The sequence below is a fragment of the Halegenticoccus tardaugens genome (genome assembly GCF_004116405.1).
Classification (GTDB): Archaea; Halobacteriota; Halobacteria; order Halobacteriales; family Haloferacaceae; genus Halegenticoccus; species Halegenticoccus tardaugens.
Genome location: NZ_SDIC01000006.1, coordinates 109,065 through 124,934, shown reverse-complemented (window position 1 = coordinate 124,934; position 15,870 = coordinate 109,065). Strand labels below are relative to the sequence as shown.

14 protein-coding genes are annotated in these 15,870 nt (G+C 69.9%); 8 read left to right on the top strand and 6 right to left on the bottom strand.

Annotated elements, in window-relative coordinates; genetic code table 11:
• Window positions 1–37: 37 nt before the first annotated feature.
• The 3 genes from C3L37_RS16510 to C3L37_RS16500 all read right to left on the bottom strand — a co-directional run bounded on the left by C3L37_RS16510 (window position 38) and on the right by C3L37_RS16500 (window position 5,941).
• Window positions 38–2,335, bottom strand: a complete 2,298-nt coding sequence (locus C3L37_RS16510; RefSeq protein WP_129115699.1) for a heavy metal translocating P-type ATPase — start codon at window positions 2,333–2,335, stop codon at window positions 38–40.
• Between the two features lie 141 nt (window positions 2,336–2,476).
• On the bottom strand, window positions 2,477–3,226 hold the full coding sequence (locus C3L37_RS16505; RefSeq protein ID WP_129115698.1) for a helix-turn-helix domain-containing protein: 750 nt from the start codon (window positions 3,224–3,226) through the stop codon (window positions 2,477–2,479).
• An 84-nt stretch (window positions 3,227–3,310) separates the two neighbouring features.
• On the bottom strand, window positions 3,311–5,941 hold the full coding sequence (locus C3L37_RS16500; protein ID WP_228546293.1) for a hypothetical protein: 2,631 nt from the start codon (window positions 5,939–5,941) through the stop codon (window positions 3,311–3,313).
• Between the two features lie 299 nt (window positions 5,942–6,240).
• On the opposite strand from C3L37_RS16500, the gene C3L37_RS16495 reads away from it, so the two are divergent.
• The 4 genes from C3L37_RS16495 to C3L37_RS16480 all read left to right on the top strand — a co-directional run bounded on the left by C3L37_RS16495 (window position 6,241) and on the right by C3L37_RS16480 (window position 9,299).
• Window positions 6,241–7,191 (top strand): DMT family transporter, encoded by a 951-nt coding sequence (locus tag C3L37_RS16495; protein WP_164974781.1) that lies wholly within the window; start codon window positions 6,241–6,243, stop codon window positions 7,189–7,191.
• The gene (locus tag C3L37_RS16490) at window positions 7,188–7,922 is read left to right on the top strand and encodes a TMEM175 family protein (RefSeq protein ID WP_129115696.1); all 735 of its coding nucleotides are present in this window, start codon (window positions 7,188–7,190) and stop codon (window positions 7,920–7,922) included. Before C3L37_RS16495 ends, C3L37_RS16490 begins: the two co-directional genes overlap by 4 nt.
• 102 nt (window positions 7,923–8,024) lie before the next feature.
• A complete protein-coding gene (locus C3L37_RS16485; RefSeq protein WP_129115695.1) occupies window positions 8,025–8,648 on the top strand; it encodes a MinD/ParA family ATP-binding protein in 624 nt (207 codons plus the stop codon).
• A gap of 24 nt (window positions 8,649–8,672) precedes the next feature.
• Window positions 8,673–9,299, top strand: a complete 627-nt coding sequence (locus tag C3L37_RS16480) for an RAD55 family ATPase (protein ID WP_129115694.1) — start codon at window positions 8,673–8,675, stop codon at window positions 9,297–9,299.
• Window positions 9,300–9,336: 37 nt separating this feature from the next.
• On the opposite strand, the gene C3L37_RS16475 is transcribed toward C3L37_RS16480, so the two are convergent.
• Window positions 9,337–9,609, bottom strand: coding sequence for a hypothetical protein (locus C3L37_RS16475; protein WP_129115693.1), 273 nt, complete (start codon window positions 9,607–9,609; stop codon window positions 9,337–9,339).
• Window positions 9,610–9,671: 62 nt separating this feature from the next.
• Window positions 9,672–10,709, bottom strand: coding sequence for an FKBP-type peptidyl-prolyl cis-trans isomerase (locus C3L37_RS16470; protein ID WP_129115692.1), 1,038 nt, complete (start codon window positions 10,707–10,709; stop codon window positions 9,672–9,674).
• Window positions 10,710–10,866: 157 nt separating this feature from the next.
• On the opposite strand from C3L37_RS16470, the gene msrA reads away from it, so the two are divergent.
• Window positions 10,867–11,415 (top strand): peptide-methionine (S)-S-oxide reductase MsrA, encoded by a 549-nt coding sequence (msrA, locus tag C3L37_RS16465; RefSeq protein ID WP_129115691.1) that lies wholly within the window; start codon window positions 10,867–10,869, stop codon window positions 11,413–11,415.
• A gap of 18 nt (window positions 11,416–11,433) precedes the next feature.
• Here the strand turns inward: msrA and C3L37_RS16460 are convergent, their stop codons facing one another.
• The gene (locus tag C3L37_RS16460; RefSeq protein WP_129115690.1) at window positions 11,434–12,522 is read right to left on the bottom strand and encodes a LeuA family protein; all 1,089 of its coding nucleotides are present in this window, start codon (window positions 12,520–12,522) and stop codon (window positions 11,434–11,436) included.
• Between the two features lie 182 nt (window positions 12,523–12,704).
• Here C3L37_RS16460 and cyaB point away from each other — a divergent pair, with 182 nt between their 5' ends.
• The 3 genes from cyaB to C3L37_RS16445 all read left to right on the top strand — a co-directional run bounded on the left by cyaB (window position 12,705) and on the right by C3L37_RS16445 (window position 15,841).
• A complete protein-coding gene (gene cyaB / locus C3L37_RS16455; RefSeq protein ID WP_129115689.1) occupies window positions 12,705–13,268 on the top strand; it encodes a class IV adenylate cyclase in 564 nt (187 codons plus the stop codon).
• A gap of 60 nt (window positions 13,269–13,328) precedes the next feature.
• Window positions 13,329–14,534, top strand: coding sequence for a methionine adenosyltransferase (locus tag C3L37_RS16450; RefSeq protein WP_129115688.1), 1,206 nt, complete (start codon window positions 13,329–13,331; stop codon window positions 14,532–14,534).
• A 104-nt stretch (window positions 14,535–14,638) separates the two neighbouring features.
• On the top strand, window positions 14,639–15,841 hold the full coding sequence (locus C3L37_RS16445) for a tRNA sulfurtransferase (protein ID WP_228546292.1): 1,203 nt from the start codon (window positions 14,639–14,641) through the stop codon (window positions 15,839–15,841).
• Window positions 15,842–15,870: the final 29 nt, after the last annotated feature.

Genomic DNA, 15,870 nt, shown 5'->3' with positions numbered 1-15,870 from the left:
TATACTGCTACGTTCGCCACGATATCCCGTCGGCGGCCTACTTCGACGTCCGCTCGGAGAACTGCGTCGGCGACAGCCGCGAGAGCCGCATGGCGTTGCCGGTGACGCCGAGGCTCATCCCCATGTCGCCGACGACGACGGCGAGCGCGACGCTCACGTAGCCGAGCGGGACGCCGACCGCGAGGAGGGCTTTCGTTCCGAGGCTCGCCAGGACGTTCTGGCGGATGACGCCGTTGGCTTTGCGCGAGAGCGCGTACAGGTAGGGGAGCTTCGAGAGGTCGTCGCCCATGAGCGCGACGTCGGCGGTTTCGAGCGCGGTGTCGGTGCCCGCCGCGCCCATTGCGATCCCGACGGAAGCGGTCGCCAACGCGGGCGCGTCGTTCACCCCGTCGCCCACCATCGCCACCGTCCCGCATTCGTCCGACAGCTCGTCGACCGCGTCGACCTTCTCTTCGGGCAGCAGGTCGGCCCGGAACTCCTCGACGCCGACCTCCGCGGCGATCGCCCGCGCCGTCCGCTCGTTGTCGCCCGTGAGCATCACGATCCGTTCGACGCCCCGGTCGCGGAGGCGTTCGACCGACCTCCTCGCCTCCGGACGGATCTCGTCCGCGACGGCGATCGCCCCGAGGACCGTCGCGCCAGCGCCGACGAGGACGACGGTCTTGCCCGCCGCCTGGAGGTCGGGGACGAGCCGACCGAAGGGATCGGCGGCGCGCGTCCCCTCGATCGTGGGATCGGCGACGCCGCCGTCGGTCGTCCGATCGGCGTGCGACGGATGGTCCTCGAGTTCGGCGAAGAGCGCGGGCTTGCCGACGGAGTACGTCTCGCCGTCGATTTCGCCGACGACACCCTCGCCCGGGATGCTCTCGAACCCGGATACGTCGCGGGGGTCGACGTCCAGGTCGGCCGCGTGCGCGACGATCGCGTCGGCGATCGGGTGTTCGCTCCGCCGTTCGAGGCCGGCGGCGCACGCCAGCAGCTCGGACTCGGAGCACCCGTTCAGCGGAACGACGTCGGTGACGGCGAGTTCGCCCCGCGTGAGCGTCCCCGTCTTGTCGAAGGCGACGGCGTCGGCCTCGCCGATCGCTTCGAGGTAGTTCCCGCCTTTGATCAGGACGCCGTTGCGTGCCGCGCTCGTGACGCCGGAGACGACGCTGACGGGCGTCGAGATCACGAACGCGCACGGACACGCGATGACGAGGAACGTCAGCCCGCGGACGAACCAGGGCTCCCACGGGGCGCTCCACGCGAGCGGCGGCACCGCGGCGGTGAGGATCGCGAGCGCGACGACCGCCGGCGTGTAGTACCCGGCGAAGCGGTCGACGAACTGTTCGCTCTCCGTCTTCGTCTCCCGTGCGCCCCGAACCAGTTCGACGATCCGCGAGAGGGTGTTGTCCGACGCCTCCGACGTGACTTCGAGTTCGAGGTAGCCCGTCTCGTTGATCGTCCCCGCGTACGCGGCGTCTCCCTCCCCCTTGTCGACCGGGACGCTCTCGCCGGTGATCGGCGACTCGTCGACCGCGCTCGCGCCGTCGACGACGACGCCGTCCATCGGGACCTTCTCGCCCGGTCGGACGGCGACGACGTCGCCGACGTGAACGTCCTCGACGGGGACCGTGACCTCGCGCCCGTCGTCTCGGAGGACCGTCGCCTCGTCGGGCGACAACTCCATCAGCTCGCGCAGCGAGTCGCGCGTCCGATCCATCGCGTAGGTTTCGAGGAGTTCGGCGATGCTGAAGAGCACCGCGAGCGTCGCCGCCTCGACGTAGTAGCCGATCCCGGTCGCGGCGACGATGGCGGTCCCCATCAGCAGGTCGATGTCGAGGCTGCGGTTGCGCGCGGAGTAGTACCCGCTCCGGACGACCGGCGCGCCGCTGCTCGCGGTCGCCGCGAGCAGGAGCGCGTCCGCGAGGGTGAACTCGACGCCGAGCGCGGCGACGACGGCGTTCTGGCCGGGCAGGAGGAACTGAAAGAGGAGTCCGAGGGCGAGAAAGCCCGCGCCGATCCACGTTTTGACGGCTCGGGGGCCCGTCCAGATCTCGGCCGACTCCGCGATCTCGACCGACCGATCCGACTCGTCGGCGGCGACCGCGGTCGCGTCGTACCCGGCCTTCCGAACGCGGTCGAGCACGTCTTCCGCCGTCGCGTCCGCCGGATCGAACGCGACGACGAGCGCGCCGGTCGTGGGGCGTGCGTCGATCTCTCGGACGCCGTCGCCGAGCGCGGCGACGCTCTTCGTCACCTTCTCCGCGCACGACGGACAGTCCATCTCCGGGACGGTAGCCCGAACCGTCCGAGTCGCCCCCGCCCGCGGCCGTTCCGAGGAGTCACTCATCGACCGTCGCTACGTCCGGATGGCCGATAGGAGTTATTTGTCGTGCGCCAAGTCGTGGTTGGCGAGCGACGAATGGTCGCGGTCGGCTCGCGGGGCTTCGATCCGAGCGGCGACGCGCGCTCGGGCGGCTCGGACGGCCGTTCAAACCGTCGGCGAGAGCGAGTCGAGCCGGTCGTCGCCCGCGACGAACTGCGTCGCGAGTTGCGCTTCGGCGCGGCGGAGCCGGTACGAGAGCGTCGACCGTGGGACGCCGAGATCGGCCGCGAGTTCGGAGAGGTCCACGTCGCGGGGCGTCTCGTAGTAGCCGTGCTCGACGGCGGCGCGGAGGGCGTCTCGCTGTTCGCGCGGCAGGAGTTCCTCGTCCGCGTCCGCCCGGGCGCGGCGCGGGGAGAGATCGGTCAGGCGGATCATCTCCATGCCGGCGCACTCGCCGACCTCGTCGCCGAGCGCGGCGAAGAAGCCGGGGACGTTCGCCGCGTCCGAGAGGACGATCCGCCAGCGGTAGCGCCGGCCCTCGCGGCGCGTCTCGAAGAGGAGTCCCTCCCCGAGGTGTTCGAGCGCGAGGTGGGGGACGGAGGTGCAGACGGGCGTCCGCGCCCAGTACGTGTAGAGGACGAGCGTGCCGTCCGCCCGGTCGAGAACCTGCGAGTCGCAGTCCGCGCCGCAGTCTTCGGTGACGAGGCAGTCGGAGCAGTAGTCCGCTGTCAGAAACGCGTCTTCGAGCGCCGCCAGCGCGTCCGGCGGTCCCGTCGCGTGGTCGACGCGCCACAGGCTCTCCGGGGTGACGTGACAGGAGAGGGACCTGACGGTCGTCTCCGGGTGGGCGGCGAGCACGTCGGCGACGGGATTGGAGTCGGGTTCGTAGTCGAGCGCGAAGACGAACTCTCGCATGCGGGACGATAAGACCGCGGCGACAAAAACGGCACCGTCGGCGGCGTCGACGGCCGCGGAGGCGAACGTGCGGATCGGGGGCGCTTACCGCGTCTCGACGACCAGCGTCCGCTCGCCGCTCGGATCGGCCTCGACGAGGATCTCGAGTCCCCTGTTCGTCTCGCGCGTCTCGTAGCAGACCTCCTCGCCGTCGAGGGTGACGGACGACACTTCGGCGTTGCGCGGGACCGCGTGACCGACGACGAGTTCGTCGAGGTCGACGTCGGGGTCGACGGCCGTCTCGTAGGTCGAGCCGTCGGCGCGGACGGACACCGCCGCGCAACCGTCGCCGAGGCGGACGTTCTCCCCCGAGAGCTCCGACGACTGCGGCGGCACCTGCGGGACGACTGAGAGCCGCCCGCGTCCGAGGTCGGGTCGGACGCCGAGTTGTTGGTGGACGACGGGCCAGACCGTGCCGTACGCGCCCCACGCCTGGAGGACCATCGCCCGCTCATTGAGTGGCAGGTCGATCGAGCGGCCGTAGTCGGGCGACGGCGCGATCTCCGGCATCGCGCCCGGCTGTTCGTCCGGTCGGAGCTGCAGCGCGGCGTTGGCGTTCAGGTAACGTTCCTGTTGCTCCTCGCCGAGCCGCCCGTAGTTGCCCTCGCCGACCGCCATGACGGCCGTGTTGAGCGTGAAGATCTGGCGTTCGGACGGGACTTCCGAGACGTGGTCGTCGCAGCTCGAGCCGGGGTTGCCGCCCTCGGCTTCGGTCGGGCCGGTCCCGGTGTGGTACATGCCGTACTCGTCCGTGTAACAGTCGCCCTCGCGCTCTTCGAGCGCGGCGGTACCGTGCTCGTTCGACGCGAGGCCGGGCCGCGCCTCGCCGTCCTCGTCGGCGAGTTCGATCTCCATCGGCGTGACGCCGATCCAGTGGCGCTGGAACACCGGCTCACCGTCTTCGAGCGAGTCGGCGTACTGCGTCGCGCCGTCGCGTCCGAACCACCACGTCCCCTCGAACCGGTTTTCGAGCCGCCTCGCGCGGGCGAGAGACCGCTTTTCGGTCGCCGTGTCGCCCACCGCCCGCGCCATGTCGGCGAGATCGTACAGGCCGCGGATCGTGTAGACGGTGTTGTCGAGTTTCTCCTCGCCCATGCCCTCGCGCTCGACGTTGCCCAGCCCCTCCGGCCAGCCGTCGTCGTCCTCGTCCAGCTCCTCGAAGATGTACTCCAGGTTCCGCCGCGCGAAGTCGTACATCTCGTCGAGGAAGTCGTCGTCGCCCGTCCAGCGCCAGACGAGCGCGACCGCGCTCGGGAACTTCGCCGTCTCGTCCGTGTTCCCGTCGTCGTCGTTCGAACCGAAGTACACGGAGCCGTCGTAGACGACCTCGTGGACGACCTTGCCGCTCCCGTCGTTGTCGATCTCGCTCGCCTCCTTCAGCGCGCGCAGGTGATCCTTGATCGGCCCGAACTGGCCGACCGCGACGCTGGCGAACGCCGTGTACTCGCCGTCGGTGGCGAACAGCCACGGGTAGTCGGGGTAGCCGGCGGCCACGAAGCGCGCGCGGTCGATCGTGCCCTCGGGTTCGGGGTAGTTCTCACCCGCGTTCGTCTCGCGGATGTCGAGATCCTCCATCTCGAGGACGCAGTCCGCGAGGTTCTGCTTGCTCCAGTCGATGCTCGCTTCCAGTTCCGGGTTGTCCGGGAGGTCGAGCCGCGTGCGCTCGCGCAGGTCGAGCCTGTCCTCGACTTTCGCCGCCAGTTCGCCCGCCGGGTCCGCGAGCGCGGCGTCGAGTTCGGAGATCGCGGCGTCGACCGCGTCGTCCGGATCGGGGCCGTCGAAGTCGGCCCCGGCCACGGCGATCCACACCGTCTCGGTCTCGCCGGCCGCGACCGACACGTCGTAGCTGAGTCGGCCGCCCGCGCCGTTTCCGAACTCGGTGTCGTCGCAGCGGTCGGGCGCGTCGCCCGTGGCCGGGCACACCTCCGGCGGGTCCTGCGGGCCGCGGTAGTCGTCGCCGGTCTCGCCGTCGGTCGGCGACAGCGTCGATCCGACGACGGCGGCCCAGTCGTGCTCCAGCGCGTTCTCGACGGGCGGCGTGCCGCGGTCGCGGAACACGAGCCGTTCGCCGTTGAACTCGGCGCTGTCGGCCAGGTCGTACTCCTCCTGGGAGGGATCCGTCTCGCCCCACGGGTAGGAGTTCATGAGTTCGGAGTGGGCGTCCACCGTCAGCGTGAACCGCTCGTCGTCGCCGCGGGCGGCGAACGACAGCCCGAAGAGGACCGCGCGGGTCCCGTCGGGCGCGAACTCCGTCCGGGTGATCTCCAAGGAACCGCGGTCCGGCAGGTCCATCTCCACGTGGCCGTAGCCGCTCGTAAAGCGCTCCGCCGCGTCGAACCACTCGCCGTCGATACCGAACCAGATCCCGTCGAGGAGCTTGATCGGCGGGCTCCAGATCCCGCCCATCTCCCCGCGGGTGTGAAAGCCCATCGCCGGAAACCGACCGTCCTGCGTGCCGACCGCGTACGCCCGACTCCCGGGGACGACGTACCGACGGTCTTCGAGCCTGTCCGTCACCGAAAGCGCGGGCGAGTCGACGTCGATCGACGTCGCGGCGTCGTCGCCGACCGCCCGCCCCCCGAGAGACGGGTAGGCGAGCAGGGCACCCGCCGCCGCCGTTCCACGTACGAATCGCCGTCGAGAGAGCCGCCGACCGGTCAAACGATCGTCTGTCATATCTACCCGGGACAATTTTTTACACAACATATAGTAATTTTTGTCGTACTATCATGAATTACTACTAAAAATACCTGAATTCTACGTTACCATACTTGTCTGTGGATGGAAGTTCGGCGCCGCGGAAGCGGCCGGGTGACCGGCGGGCGCTCGTCGACTCGATTCGGTCGGCACGGGTCGGTGCGAACGGAAGGGAGCCGATCGCCTTCGACCGAGCGGCGAACGAAAGTCAGAGCCGGCAAATGTCGGGTCGATTGACGGACGGAAGCGTTAGCTGGCCGGGAGTCCTGTATCCCGTCATGCTACATAAGATATCGTTGACAAGAAACGGGAGCGCGGTCGCGTTTCTCCTCGTCTCGACGTTGCTCGGGTTCGGCTACGTCGCGATCAAAGCCGGCCTCGCGTTCTTCCCGCCGCTTCTTTTCGCCGCGTTCCGGATCGACATCGCGGCCGCGCTGCTTTTGGCGTACGTGGTGCTCCGAACCGACGGCTGGCGGCCGACCACCGGGAGGGACGCGCGCGCGATCCTCGCCGGCGGCGCGCTCGTCGTCTTCGCGAGTAACGCGTTCCTGTTCCTCGGCCAGCAGTACACGACGAGCGGGGTCGCGGCGATCATCTACGGGCTCGATCCGGTTTTGGCGACCGCCCTCGCGGCGTTTCTCCTCCCGGCGGAGCGCCTCTCCCGCGCCGGCGTCGCGGGGCTCGTCGTCGGGCTGATCGGCGTGACGATCGTCGTCCAACCGAATCCGAGCGACCTCCTCGGCGGCGATCTCGAAGGGGAGGAACTCGTGTTGCTCGCCGCGACGAGCATCGCCACGGGGAGCGTGCTCGTCCGGCGAGCCGGGTCGTCGATACCGGCCACGGCGCAGACCGCCTGGTCGATGGCGCTCGCGGCCCCCGCGATGCACGCCGCGAGCCTCCTCGCGGGCGAGTCGTTCGCGGCCGTCCGCCTCACGGAGACGGCGCTCGTCGCGATGGTCTACATCGGCGTCTTCTCGACCGCCATCGCCTACGCGCTGTACTTCGAGCTGATCGACGACGTCGGCCCCGCTCGCGCCAGCCTCGTCCAGTACGTGATCCCGATCTTCGCCGTCCTCGGCGGCTGGGCGCTCCTCGGCGAGCGACTCCCGCCCGAGGCGGCCGTCGGCTTCCTCCTCGTCTTCCTCGGGTTCGTCCTGTTGAACGCCGACGCGGCCAAGGGTGCCGGAAAACGCATCCGAGCCCGTTCGGGCGCGATCGGGCGGCGATGACGGCGTCCGACCCGGCGCGGTCCGAATCGTCGCGGGACGACCCTCTGCCGTCCGATTCGTCACGGTCCGAATCGTCGACGGACTCGGGCGACGGGTTCGACGCGTTCGACGACGAGTCGCTGACCGACGCCGAACACAGGAGGGGGGTCGACCGGCTGGTCGGCTTCAGCGACGGCGTCTTCGCCATCGCGATCACGCTGTTGGTGTTGAACATCGAGGTTCCGGACCGCCTCCCGCCGGGGACGACGGCGGTGGGGTTCGTCCTCGGCGAGTGGCCCGACGTCGTCAGCTACGTCGTCAGTTTTCTCATCATCGGGAACTACTGGATCATCCACCACCGGGTCTTCCAGCGAATCGACCGCTACGACTGGAAGCTGCTCTGGCTGAACGTCGTCTACCTGCTGTTTATCGCCTTCATCCCCTTCACGACGGCGCTCCTCGGCGACTACACCGGACGGTTCTCGGTCGGACTCTACGCCGCCACGCTGGCCGCCGTCGGGATCGTCTTCGCCGCCCTGTGGTGGTACGCGGCCAGCCACGAGGGGCTGACGAGTCGCCGACTCGACCGCGAACAGGTGCGCTACGGCGTCCTCAAGTCGCTCGTTCCCACGGGCGTGTTCCTCCTCTCCGTCGGCGTGTCGTTTTACAGCGCGCGGCTGGCGATGTACACCTGGCTGTTGCTCCTCGTCTCCGATCCGTTCTTCGAGCGGCTGGTCCGCCCGAAAGGGTGACGACTGGTCCGTCCGAAGGGCTAACGACCGTCCGCCCCGAGAAGCGAGCCGAGCGGGCTCGCCCTGCGCAGGTTCAAATCCGAAGCCGGAACCACCGACGGTATGCTCGCGATCGGCGGCGGCAAGGGCGGCTGCGGAAAGACGACGACCACCCTCGGCCTCGCGGCCGCGCTCCCCGGATCGACGCTCGCGGTCGACGCCGACCGGGACATGCCGAACCTCCACTCGCTTTCGGGGGTCGAGCGCGAACCGACGCTCGCCGACGTCGGCAGCGATCCGGTCGCCACCGCGCAGCCGTGCTCCGACGGTGACGGCGTGTCGGTGCTGCCCGCCCCGCCGGTCGGGAGCGACGCCGACGTCCGGCGGGGGCTGACGCGCCTCGCGTCCGCGGAGGCGACGGTGCTCGTCGACTGCCCAGCCGGCGCGAGCGTCGACGCGGCCGCGCCGCTGCGGGTCGCCGACGGCGTCCTGCTCGTGTCGACGCTCTGCGCGCCCGGGTTGCGCGACGCGGCGAAGACCGCCGCCATGGCGCGGGCGCTCGGAACGCCCGTCCGGGGCGCGGTGTTGACGCGGACGCGACTCGCGCCGGATCGCGTCGCGGACCTCCTGGGGTGTCCGATTCTGGCGGCAGTACCGGAGGTCGACCCGCCCGTGCTCTCCGCCCCCGCCCTCCGGAGGGCGTACGCTCGACTCGCGTCGACGCTCGACGTGGAGGAAGACATATAACGATCGCGATACATCGTTCGGGGTATGGCCGGCCGGCTCCCCACGGGAATCACGGTGCTCGATCGCCGGCTCGGCGGCGGCATCCCGGCCGGCAGTCTCGTCCTGCTGTCGGCGAGCCCCGCGAGCCAGTCGGAGCTGTTCCTGCACGAACTCACCGCGGCGCGGGGGACGCTCTACCTCACGACGATCCGCTCCGCGGAGGCCGTCCAGGACGCGTTCGACCGATCGAGCGCCCGCGTCGGCAAGCCGACGATCCGCGACGTGGGCAGCGACGCGCCGCTCGACCACGCGAACCGGCTAGTCGGGGCGCTCCCCGACGACTCGAACCTCATCGTCGACGCGGTGGACGTGCTCGAACGGGAGGAGCCCGCCCGCTACCGGAACTTCCTGAACGCGCTCCAGACCCACATGGTCAACACGGGCGGCGTGGCGGTGCTCCACGCGCTCAGCGGCGGTGCCGTGCCCGAAAATCGCGACGTCACGGCGCACGTGGCGGACGTCGTGTTCGACCTGCGGACGCGGGTCAAGGGGTCGGAGATCGAAAACCGCCTCGCCGTGCCGAAGTTCCGCGGCGGCGCCGCGCTCGACGAGACGATCAAGCTCACCCTCGCGGAGCGGGTCACCATCGACACCAGCCGGGACATCGCGTAGCGCGGTTCCACGATATCGGCCTGCGCGGTTCGGACGCCTACCCCGTCGCGACGTAGAACAGCGCCGTCCCCGCCGTCACCGCGACGAGCAGGACTGACCACGCGGCGGGCGTGTCGTACCGGCCGTACGGCCCGCCCTTGCGGGAGAAGACGTAGAGGAAGTACACGTACAGCGGCGCGAGCCGCGCGACGAGGCTCGCGTCGAGGCCGAGACCGTACTTCAGCGCGGCGGTGAGCGCGATCGTGCAGCCGGCCGCGACGCCCGCGACGAGCAGGTCGTCGGTGATGTCCAGCTCCGCTGCGGCGTCCATGGGCGCGACTGTGCGCGAGGCGATAAAGAAAACCGCGGTTTCGGGACGCGCGCGTGGAGTTACTACTCGTCCGCCTCGTCGGCGGAGTCGGCGTCGTCACCGTCGGCAGCGTCAGCGTCGGATTCGACGTCTCCGGTCTCCTCGGCCTCGCTTCCTTCGAGTTCCTCGACGATCTCGTCGGCGTCGACGTCGACGTCTTCGAGCGCCTCCTCGATGTCCGCGCCGCCGGCACCCATCATGCCGCCCATGCCGCCCATCATACCGCCCATCCCCTCGATGGTCTCCTGGACGATCACGCGGTCGAGGTCGAGGCGATCCATGACGTCCTGGGCGATCTGCTGCTTCGAGAACAGCCACTGCTGGTTCATCGTCATCTGCGGCGTCGCCTCGATGTACAGCGTCTCCTTCTCGACGGTTTCGATCTCCGTCTCGGGTTCCGCGTCCTCGTCCTCTCCTTCCTCCTCGTCCTCGTCGGGTTCGACGACGGTCTCCTCTTCGACCTCGTCGGTCTGGATCCAGACCTCCGGCGACTGCTGGAGGTACATGCCGAGCAGCCCCTGCGCCTTCTCCTCGCGGTCGTCGACGACGCCGACGATCTCGTAGTCGTATTCGAGGTCCTCGCCGGCGAGCGGGTGGTTGAAGTCGACGCGGGCGCGGCCGCCGATGATCGTTTCGAGGTGCCCCTGCTGGCCGTCGATGGTGACGCGCGCGCCGGGGTAGCGGTCGTCCTCCGAGATCTTCTCGGCGCTTATCGTCCGGACGTCGTCGGGGTCGAACTCGCCGAACGCTTCGGCCGCCGGGATCTCGACGGTGCCCGAGTCGCCCTGCTCTTTCCCCTGAATCTCCTCGTCGACCGCCTCGAAGACGTGGCCCGCGCCGACGACGATGACGCGAGGGGAGAAGTCGTAGTCCTCGTCGTCGATGCCCTCCTCCTCGGCGACGTCCTGTCTCGTCGTGTCGACGACGGTCCCTTCCTCCACCGTCCGGACGGTGTAGTCGAGCCTGACGAAGTCGTCGCGTTGGATCCCGCCTTCGGTTTCGTCCGATGCGTCGGCGTCTCCGCGCTCGTCCGCCGACTCTGCCTGCTGTTCATCGCTCATGTAGGGTACGTCTCCCGTGCCGCCCTTAAGAATCACGTTTCGACCCCGTCGGCGAAACGTCGACGCGAGGGACGGATCGAGGCCCGCACCGCCGGCGAGCGCGCGGGATCGCGATCGACCAGAGACGCTTAACGCGTCGAGCACCAAGGGGGACGCGATGAGCGAACGCGAAACAGCGGCGCAGGCGACCCTCGCGGGCGGCTGCTTTTGGTGCATCGAGGCCCCGTTCGAGCGGCTCGGGGGCGTCGAATCCGTCGTCTCCGGCTACGCCGGCGGATCGACCGAGAACCCGACGTACGAGGAGGTGTGCTCGGGCGAAACCGGCCACGCGGAGGTCGTGCAGGTGACCTACGACCCCGACGAGATCGGATACCGGGAGCTGCTGGAGGTCTTTTTCACCATCCACGACCCGACGACGCTCAACCGACAGGGGCCGGACGTCGGAACGCAGTACCGCTCGGCCGTCTTCTACCACGACGACGAGCAGCGGGAGACGGCGGAGGCCCTCATCGAGGAACTGGAGGCGGCCGGCGCGTACGACGACCCCATCGTGACGGAGGTCGAACCGCTGGAGGCGTTCTACGAGGCCGAGGAGTACCACCAGAACTTCTACGAGAAGAACCCGGAGCAGGCGTACTGTGCGGTTCACATCCCGCCGAAGCTCGACAAGCTCCGGGAGAACTTCGCGTCGAAGCTGAAGGGGTAGAGCGGAGCCGAACGCGGGTCAGCCGAACAGCCGCCGCGCGAGCGCGACCGCCCCGTCCGTCCCCATCGGCCCCTCGTCCGCGAGCGCCGACAGCAGCGACTCGACCCGCCGGTCCGTCGGTTCGAAGCCGGCGCGTTCGAGCAGCCCGCGCGCGCCGCCGCGGCCCGTCCCCGCCCCGAAGACGAGCCGCCGCTCGCCGCCGAAGTCGGCGGGGTCGAACGGCTCGAAGACGCCCGGCTCCCCGAGCATCGCGGCGGTGTGGATGCCCGACTCGTGTTCTGCGACCTCTCGACCGAGGATCGGCTTTCTGGCGTCGACGCGCTCGCCGAGCGCCGACAGCACCTCGCGACAGGCCGGAACGAGACGGGCTGCGTCGACGCCGAAGGATTCGCCGTGCTCGATCGTTCCGGCGACGACGACCTCCTCCAGGGCGGCGTTGCCGGCCCGCTCGCCGAGCGAGGCGACGCTCACGTCCGCCTTGCCCGCGCCGGCCTCGTACGCGGCGAGGACGTTCGCGGTGGCCACCCCGAGATCCTGATGGAAGTGGACGCCGACTCGCCCGAGGTCGACCGACTCGCCGAGCGCCGCGAGGGTGCTCGCGACCGAGCGGGGCGTGCGGACGCCCACCGTGTCGGCGAGGACGACGTACTCGGCGTCGGAGAACCGCTCGCAGGCGTCGACGACGTACCGGCGTTCGGTTCGGAACGCGTCGACGAGGCTGAGGTGGACGCGCGCGCCGCCCGAGTGCGCGAGGTCGACCGCGTCGCGCATCGCGTCGAGCATCTCCTCCCGGGTCTTCCCGAGGGCGTGCTCCAGTTGCAGCGACGACACGGGCCCGAACACGGAGATCACGTCCGCTTCCGCTTCGAGCGCCGCCTCCACGTCGGCCGGCACCGCCCGGGCGATCGCGGCGACGTCCGCCTCGGCGGCGTCGGCCAGTTCGGCGACGGCGCGCCGGTCCTTCTCGCCCGTGGCCGGGAAGCCGGCTTCGACGAAGTCGACGCCGAGGCGGTCGAGCGCCAGGCCCGCCTCGGCTTTCTGTTCGACCGAGTACGATCGGCCGGGCATCTGGTCGCCCTCGCGGAGGGTCACGTCGCACAGCTTCATCGGACGACGCCCGTCGGTCCGAACCGCCCGCGCGTTCGCGCCCCGGTGACCGAGTCGAGTGGTACCATAGCTCGTATACGGTCGAACGCGGAAAGAGCGTTGTTCCCTCACAGGTAGGCCGTTTATGTCCCCGCCGATCCGAGAGCGGGCGTCTTTTGCCCCCGTCGCCCGATCCGACACCCATGTACGAGGTCGAACTCAAGGTCCGGGCCGACCACGTCACCGCGCGGCGGCGACTCGACGAACGAGGCGCGGAGCGCGTCGCGGCGGTCGCGCAGCGCGACACCTACTACGACGCACCCCACCGCGACTTCGCCGAGACGGACGAGGCGCTCAGGATTCGCCGGGAGACGCCGGCGGACGGCGACGGCGAGGCGGAATCGGCCACGAAGGTCACGTACAAGGGCCCGCTCGTCGAGGCCGAGTCGAAGACGCGCGAGGAGTTCGAGACGGAGGTCGCGGACGACGGCGCGATGGCCGGGATACTGCGCGGGTTGGGATTCGAGGAGGCCGCGGTCGTCGAAAAGGAGCGGGAGCGCTACTCGCTGGACGGGTACGCGGTGACGCTCGACCGCGTCGACGGACTGGGGGAGTTCGTGGAGGTCGAACGCGAGGCGACCGAAGACCGCGTCGAATCCGTGAGGAAAGGGGCTGTCGCGGTGCTGCGGTCGCTCGATCTCGATCCCGACGAGGGGATCCGAACCTCGTACCTCGGGCTACTGCTGCGGGAAAATAACCAAGAGTAATCTTGCACTCGCTGGAGGTTTCCGCAAGTTATAGCATCCGGCGTGTAGAAGTTCGGACCAATGACCACGCGGAACATCCAGATCGCGGAGCTCGACCGGACGGCGGTGGAGGACCAGGCGGTCGAGATCGTCGAGCGGAAGGGGATCGGCCACCCCGATTCGATCTGCGACGGGATCGCAGAGAGCGTCTCCCGGGCGCTGTCGCAGACGTACATCGATCGCGTCGGGAAGGTGCTCCACTACAACACGGACGAGACGCAGCTCGTCGCCGGATCGGCGGCTCCCGCCTTCGGCGGCGGAGAGGTGATAGAGCCCATCTACGTGCTCATCGTCGGACGCGCGACGCGGGAATACGACGGGCAGAAGATCCCGGTCGACTCCGTCGCGCTCGCGGCGGCGCGCGACTACCTGAACGAGAAGGTTCCCGAGCTGGAGTTCGGCACCGAGATCGTCGTCGACGTCCGCCTCGGCGAGGGCAGCGGCGACCTCCAGGAGGTGTTCGGCGAGGAGGGTGCGACCGTTCCGATGGCGAACGACACGAGCTTCGGCGTCGGTCATGCGCCCCTGACGGAGACGGAGCGGATCGTCCGCAACGCCGAACGCGAGCTCAACACGACGTACGCGGCGGATCACCCAGAACTCGGTCCCGACGTGAAGATCATGGGCAAGCGCGAGGGCGACCGCATCGACATCACGGTCGCCGCCGCGATGATCGACCGGTACGTCGCGGACCTCGACGCGTACGACGCCGCCGTCGGGCGCGTCCAGGAGTTCGTGTGGGGTCTCGCGCGGGAGTACACGGATCGGGAAGTCGGCGTCGAGGTCAACACCGCCGACAACTACGAGGAGGGGTCGATCTACCTCACGACGACCGGCACGAGCGCGGAGCAGGGTGACGACGGCTCCGTCGGTCGCGGCAACCGCGCGAACGGGCTGATCACGCCGAACCGGCCGATGAGCATGGAGGCGACGAGCGGGAAGAACCCCGTCAACCACATCGGGAAGATCTACAACCTCCTCTCGACGGAGATCGCGGAGACGGTCGTCGCCGAGGTCGACGGCATCCGCGACCTGCAGGTCCGCCTCCTGAGCCAGATCGGCCGGCCGATCGACCAGCCGCACGTCGCGGACGCCCAGATCGTCACCGAGGAAGGCGTCTCAGTCTCCGACATCGAGGCGGAGGTGCGCGCGATCGTCGACCGCGAACTCGCAGACGTGACGTCCGTCACGCGAAAGACCATCGAGGGCGACCTCTCGACGTTCTGAGCCGGGATCGCTCGATTCCGGTCGTTCGGTCGACTCGTTCCGGTTTTCCGACCGCACCGCCCGGTCGAAGCCCCTTAATCCCCTCGCCGGCGTACCCTCACCCAGTGACCCTCGAAGCGGACACGGTCGTCGTCCGGTACGGCGAGATCGGGATCAAGAGCGCGAAGGTTCGAACCGACATGGAGCGGCGGCTCCGCGACAACGTCGAGGCGCTGCTCGCCGATCGCGACGTAGGGGGAACCGTCGAGCGCCGCTGGTCGCGCCTGTTCGTCCGCACCGACGACCCCGACGCCGCCGCCGACGCGGCGGCCGACGCGTTCGGCGTCGTCTCCGCGAGCCCCGCCGCGACCTGCCCGCCGACGCTCGACGCGATCCGCGAGTCGCTCCGGACGGCCGCCGCGGCTCACCCCGGGGGGAGCTTCGCGGTGCGAGCGCGCCGCGCCGGACCGAAGGCGGCACACGGCTTCACGAGCGGCGACGTCGAACGCGACGGCGGTCGGGCGATCCAGGAGGTCGCGGGCGCGCCGGTCGATCTCGACGACCCGAGCGTGACCTACGGCGTCGACTGTCGGGAGGAGGAGGCGTTCGTGTTCACGGAGCGCCGGCCGGGACCGGGCGGACTGCCCCTCGGGACGCAGGGGACCGCCGTCGTCCTCCTCAGCGGCGGCATCGACTCGCCGGTCGCCGCGTGGGAGACGATGAAGCGCGGCTGCGCGGTCGAACTGGTCTACGTCGACCTCGGCGACTACGGCGGCCCGGACCACCGCGCCCGCGCCGTCTCGGTGGCCTGTCGGCTGGCGCGGTACGCCCCGAACTACGACGTGCGGCTCCGCGTCGTCCCCGCGGGGGATCTCGTGGCGGAGATGGCCGCCGAGATCGGCGTGACGCGGATGCTCTCGCTGCGCCGCGCCATGCTCCGCATCGGCGAGGCGATCGCCCGGGAGATCGGCGCGCACTCGGTCGTCACCGGCGAGTCGATCGGGCAGAAGTCGAGCCAGACGGGGCCGAACCTCGCCGTCACCGACGCGGCGGCGACGCTGCCGGTCCACCGGCCGCTCTTGACGCGGGACAAGACCGACGTCACGGAGCGGGCGCGGCGGATCGGGACGTTCGACGACTCGACGCTCCCCGTCGGCTGCGAGCGCGTCGCCCCCTCGTACCCCGAGACGAACGCGAGCCTCGACGAGGTCGAAGCGGCCGAACCCGACGGATTGCTCAATCGAGCCGCGGCCCTCGCGGTCGACGCCGAGGTCCTCGACGTGCACCGACTGCGCCGCGAGGCGGCGACGGTACCGGGCGGGACGTAGGCGCGTTCGCCCGACGAACCGCTCATCGG

What these genes read in the sequence shown, in the direction of transcription:
- C3L37_RS16510 (WP_129115699.1), bottom strand. Translation starts at nt 2,335, where the DNA reads ATGAGTGACTCCTCGGAACGGCCGCGGGCGGGGGCGACTCGGACGGTT.
- C3L37_RS16505 (WP_129115698.1), bottom strand. Translation starts at nt 3,226, where the DNA reads ATGCGAGAGTTCGTCTTCGCGCTCGACTACGAACCCGACTCCAATCCC.
- C3L37_RS16500 (WP_228546293.1), bottom strand. Translation starts at nt 5,941, where the DNA reads ATGACAGACGATCGTTTGACCGGTCGGCGGCTCTCTCGACGGCGATTC.
- C3L37_RS16495 (WP_164974781.1), top strand. Translation starts at nt 6,241, where the DNA reads ATGCTACATAAGATATCGTTGACAAGAAACGGGAGCGCGGTCGCGTTT.
- C3L37_RS16490 (WP_129115696.1), top strand. Translation starts at nt 7,188, where the DNA reads ATGACGGCGTCCGACCCGGCGCGGTCCGAATCGTCGCGGGACGACCCT.
- C3L37_RS16485 (WP_129115695.1), top strand. Translation starts at nt 8,025, where the DNA reads ATGCTCGCGATCGGCGGCGGCAAGGGCGGCTGCGGAAAGACGACGACC.
- C3L37_RS16480 (WP_129115694.1), top strand. Translation starts at nt 8,673, where the DNA reads ATGGCCGGCCGGCTCCCCACGGGAATCACGGTGCTCGATCGCCGGCTC.
- C3L37_RS16475 (WP_129115693.1), bottom strand. Translation starts at nt 9,609, where the DNA reads ATGGACGCCGCAGCGGAGCTGGACATCACCGACGACCTGCTCGTCGCG.
- C3L37_RS16470 (WP_129115692.1), bottom strand. Translation starts at nt 10,709, where the DNA reads ATGAGCGATGAACAGCAGGCAGAGTCGGCGGACGAGCGCGGAGACGCC.
- msrA (WP_129115691.1), top strand. Translation starts at nt 10,867, where the DNA reads ATGAGCGAACGCGAAACAGCGGCGCAGGCGACCCTCGCGGGCGGCTGC.
- C3L37_RS16460 (WP_129115690.1), bottom strand. Translation starts at nt 12,522, where the DNA reads ATGAAGCTGTGCGACGTGACCCTCCGCGAGGGCGACCAGATGCCCGGC.
- cyaB (WP_129115689.1), top strand. Translation starts at nt 12,705, where the DNA reads ATGTACGAGGTCGAACTCAAGGTCCGGGCCGACCACGTCACCGCGCGG.
- C3L37_RS16450 (WP_129115688.1), top strand. Translation starts at nt 13,329, where the DNA reads ATGACCACGCGGAACATCCAGATCGCGGAGCTCGACCGGACGGCGGTG.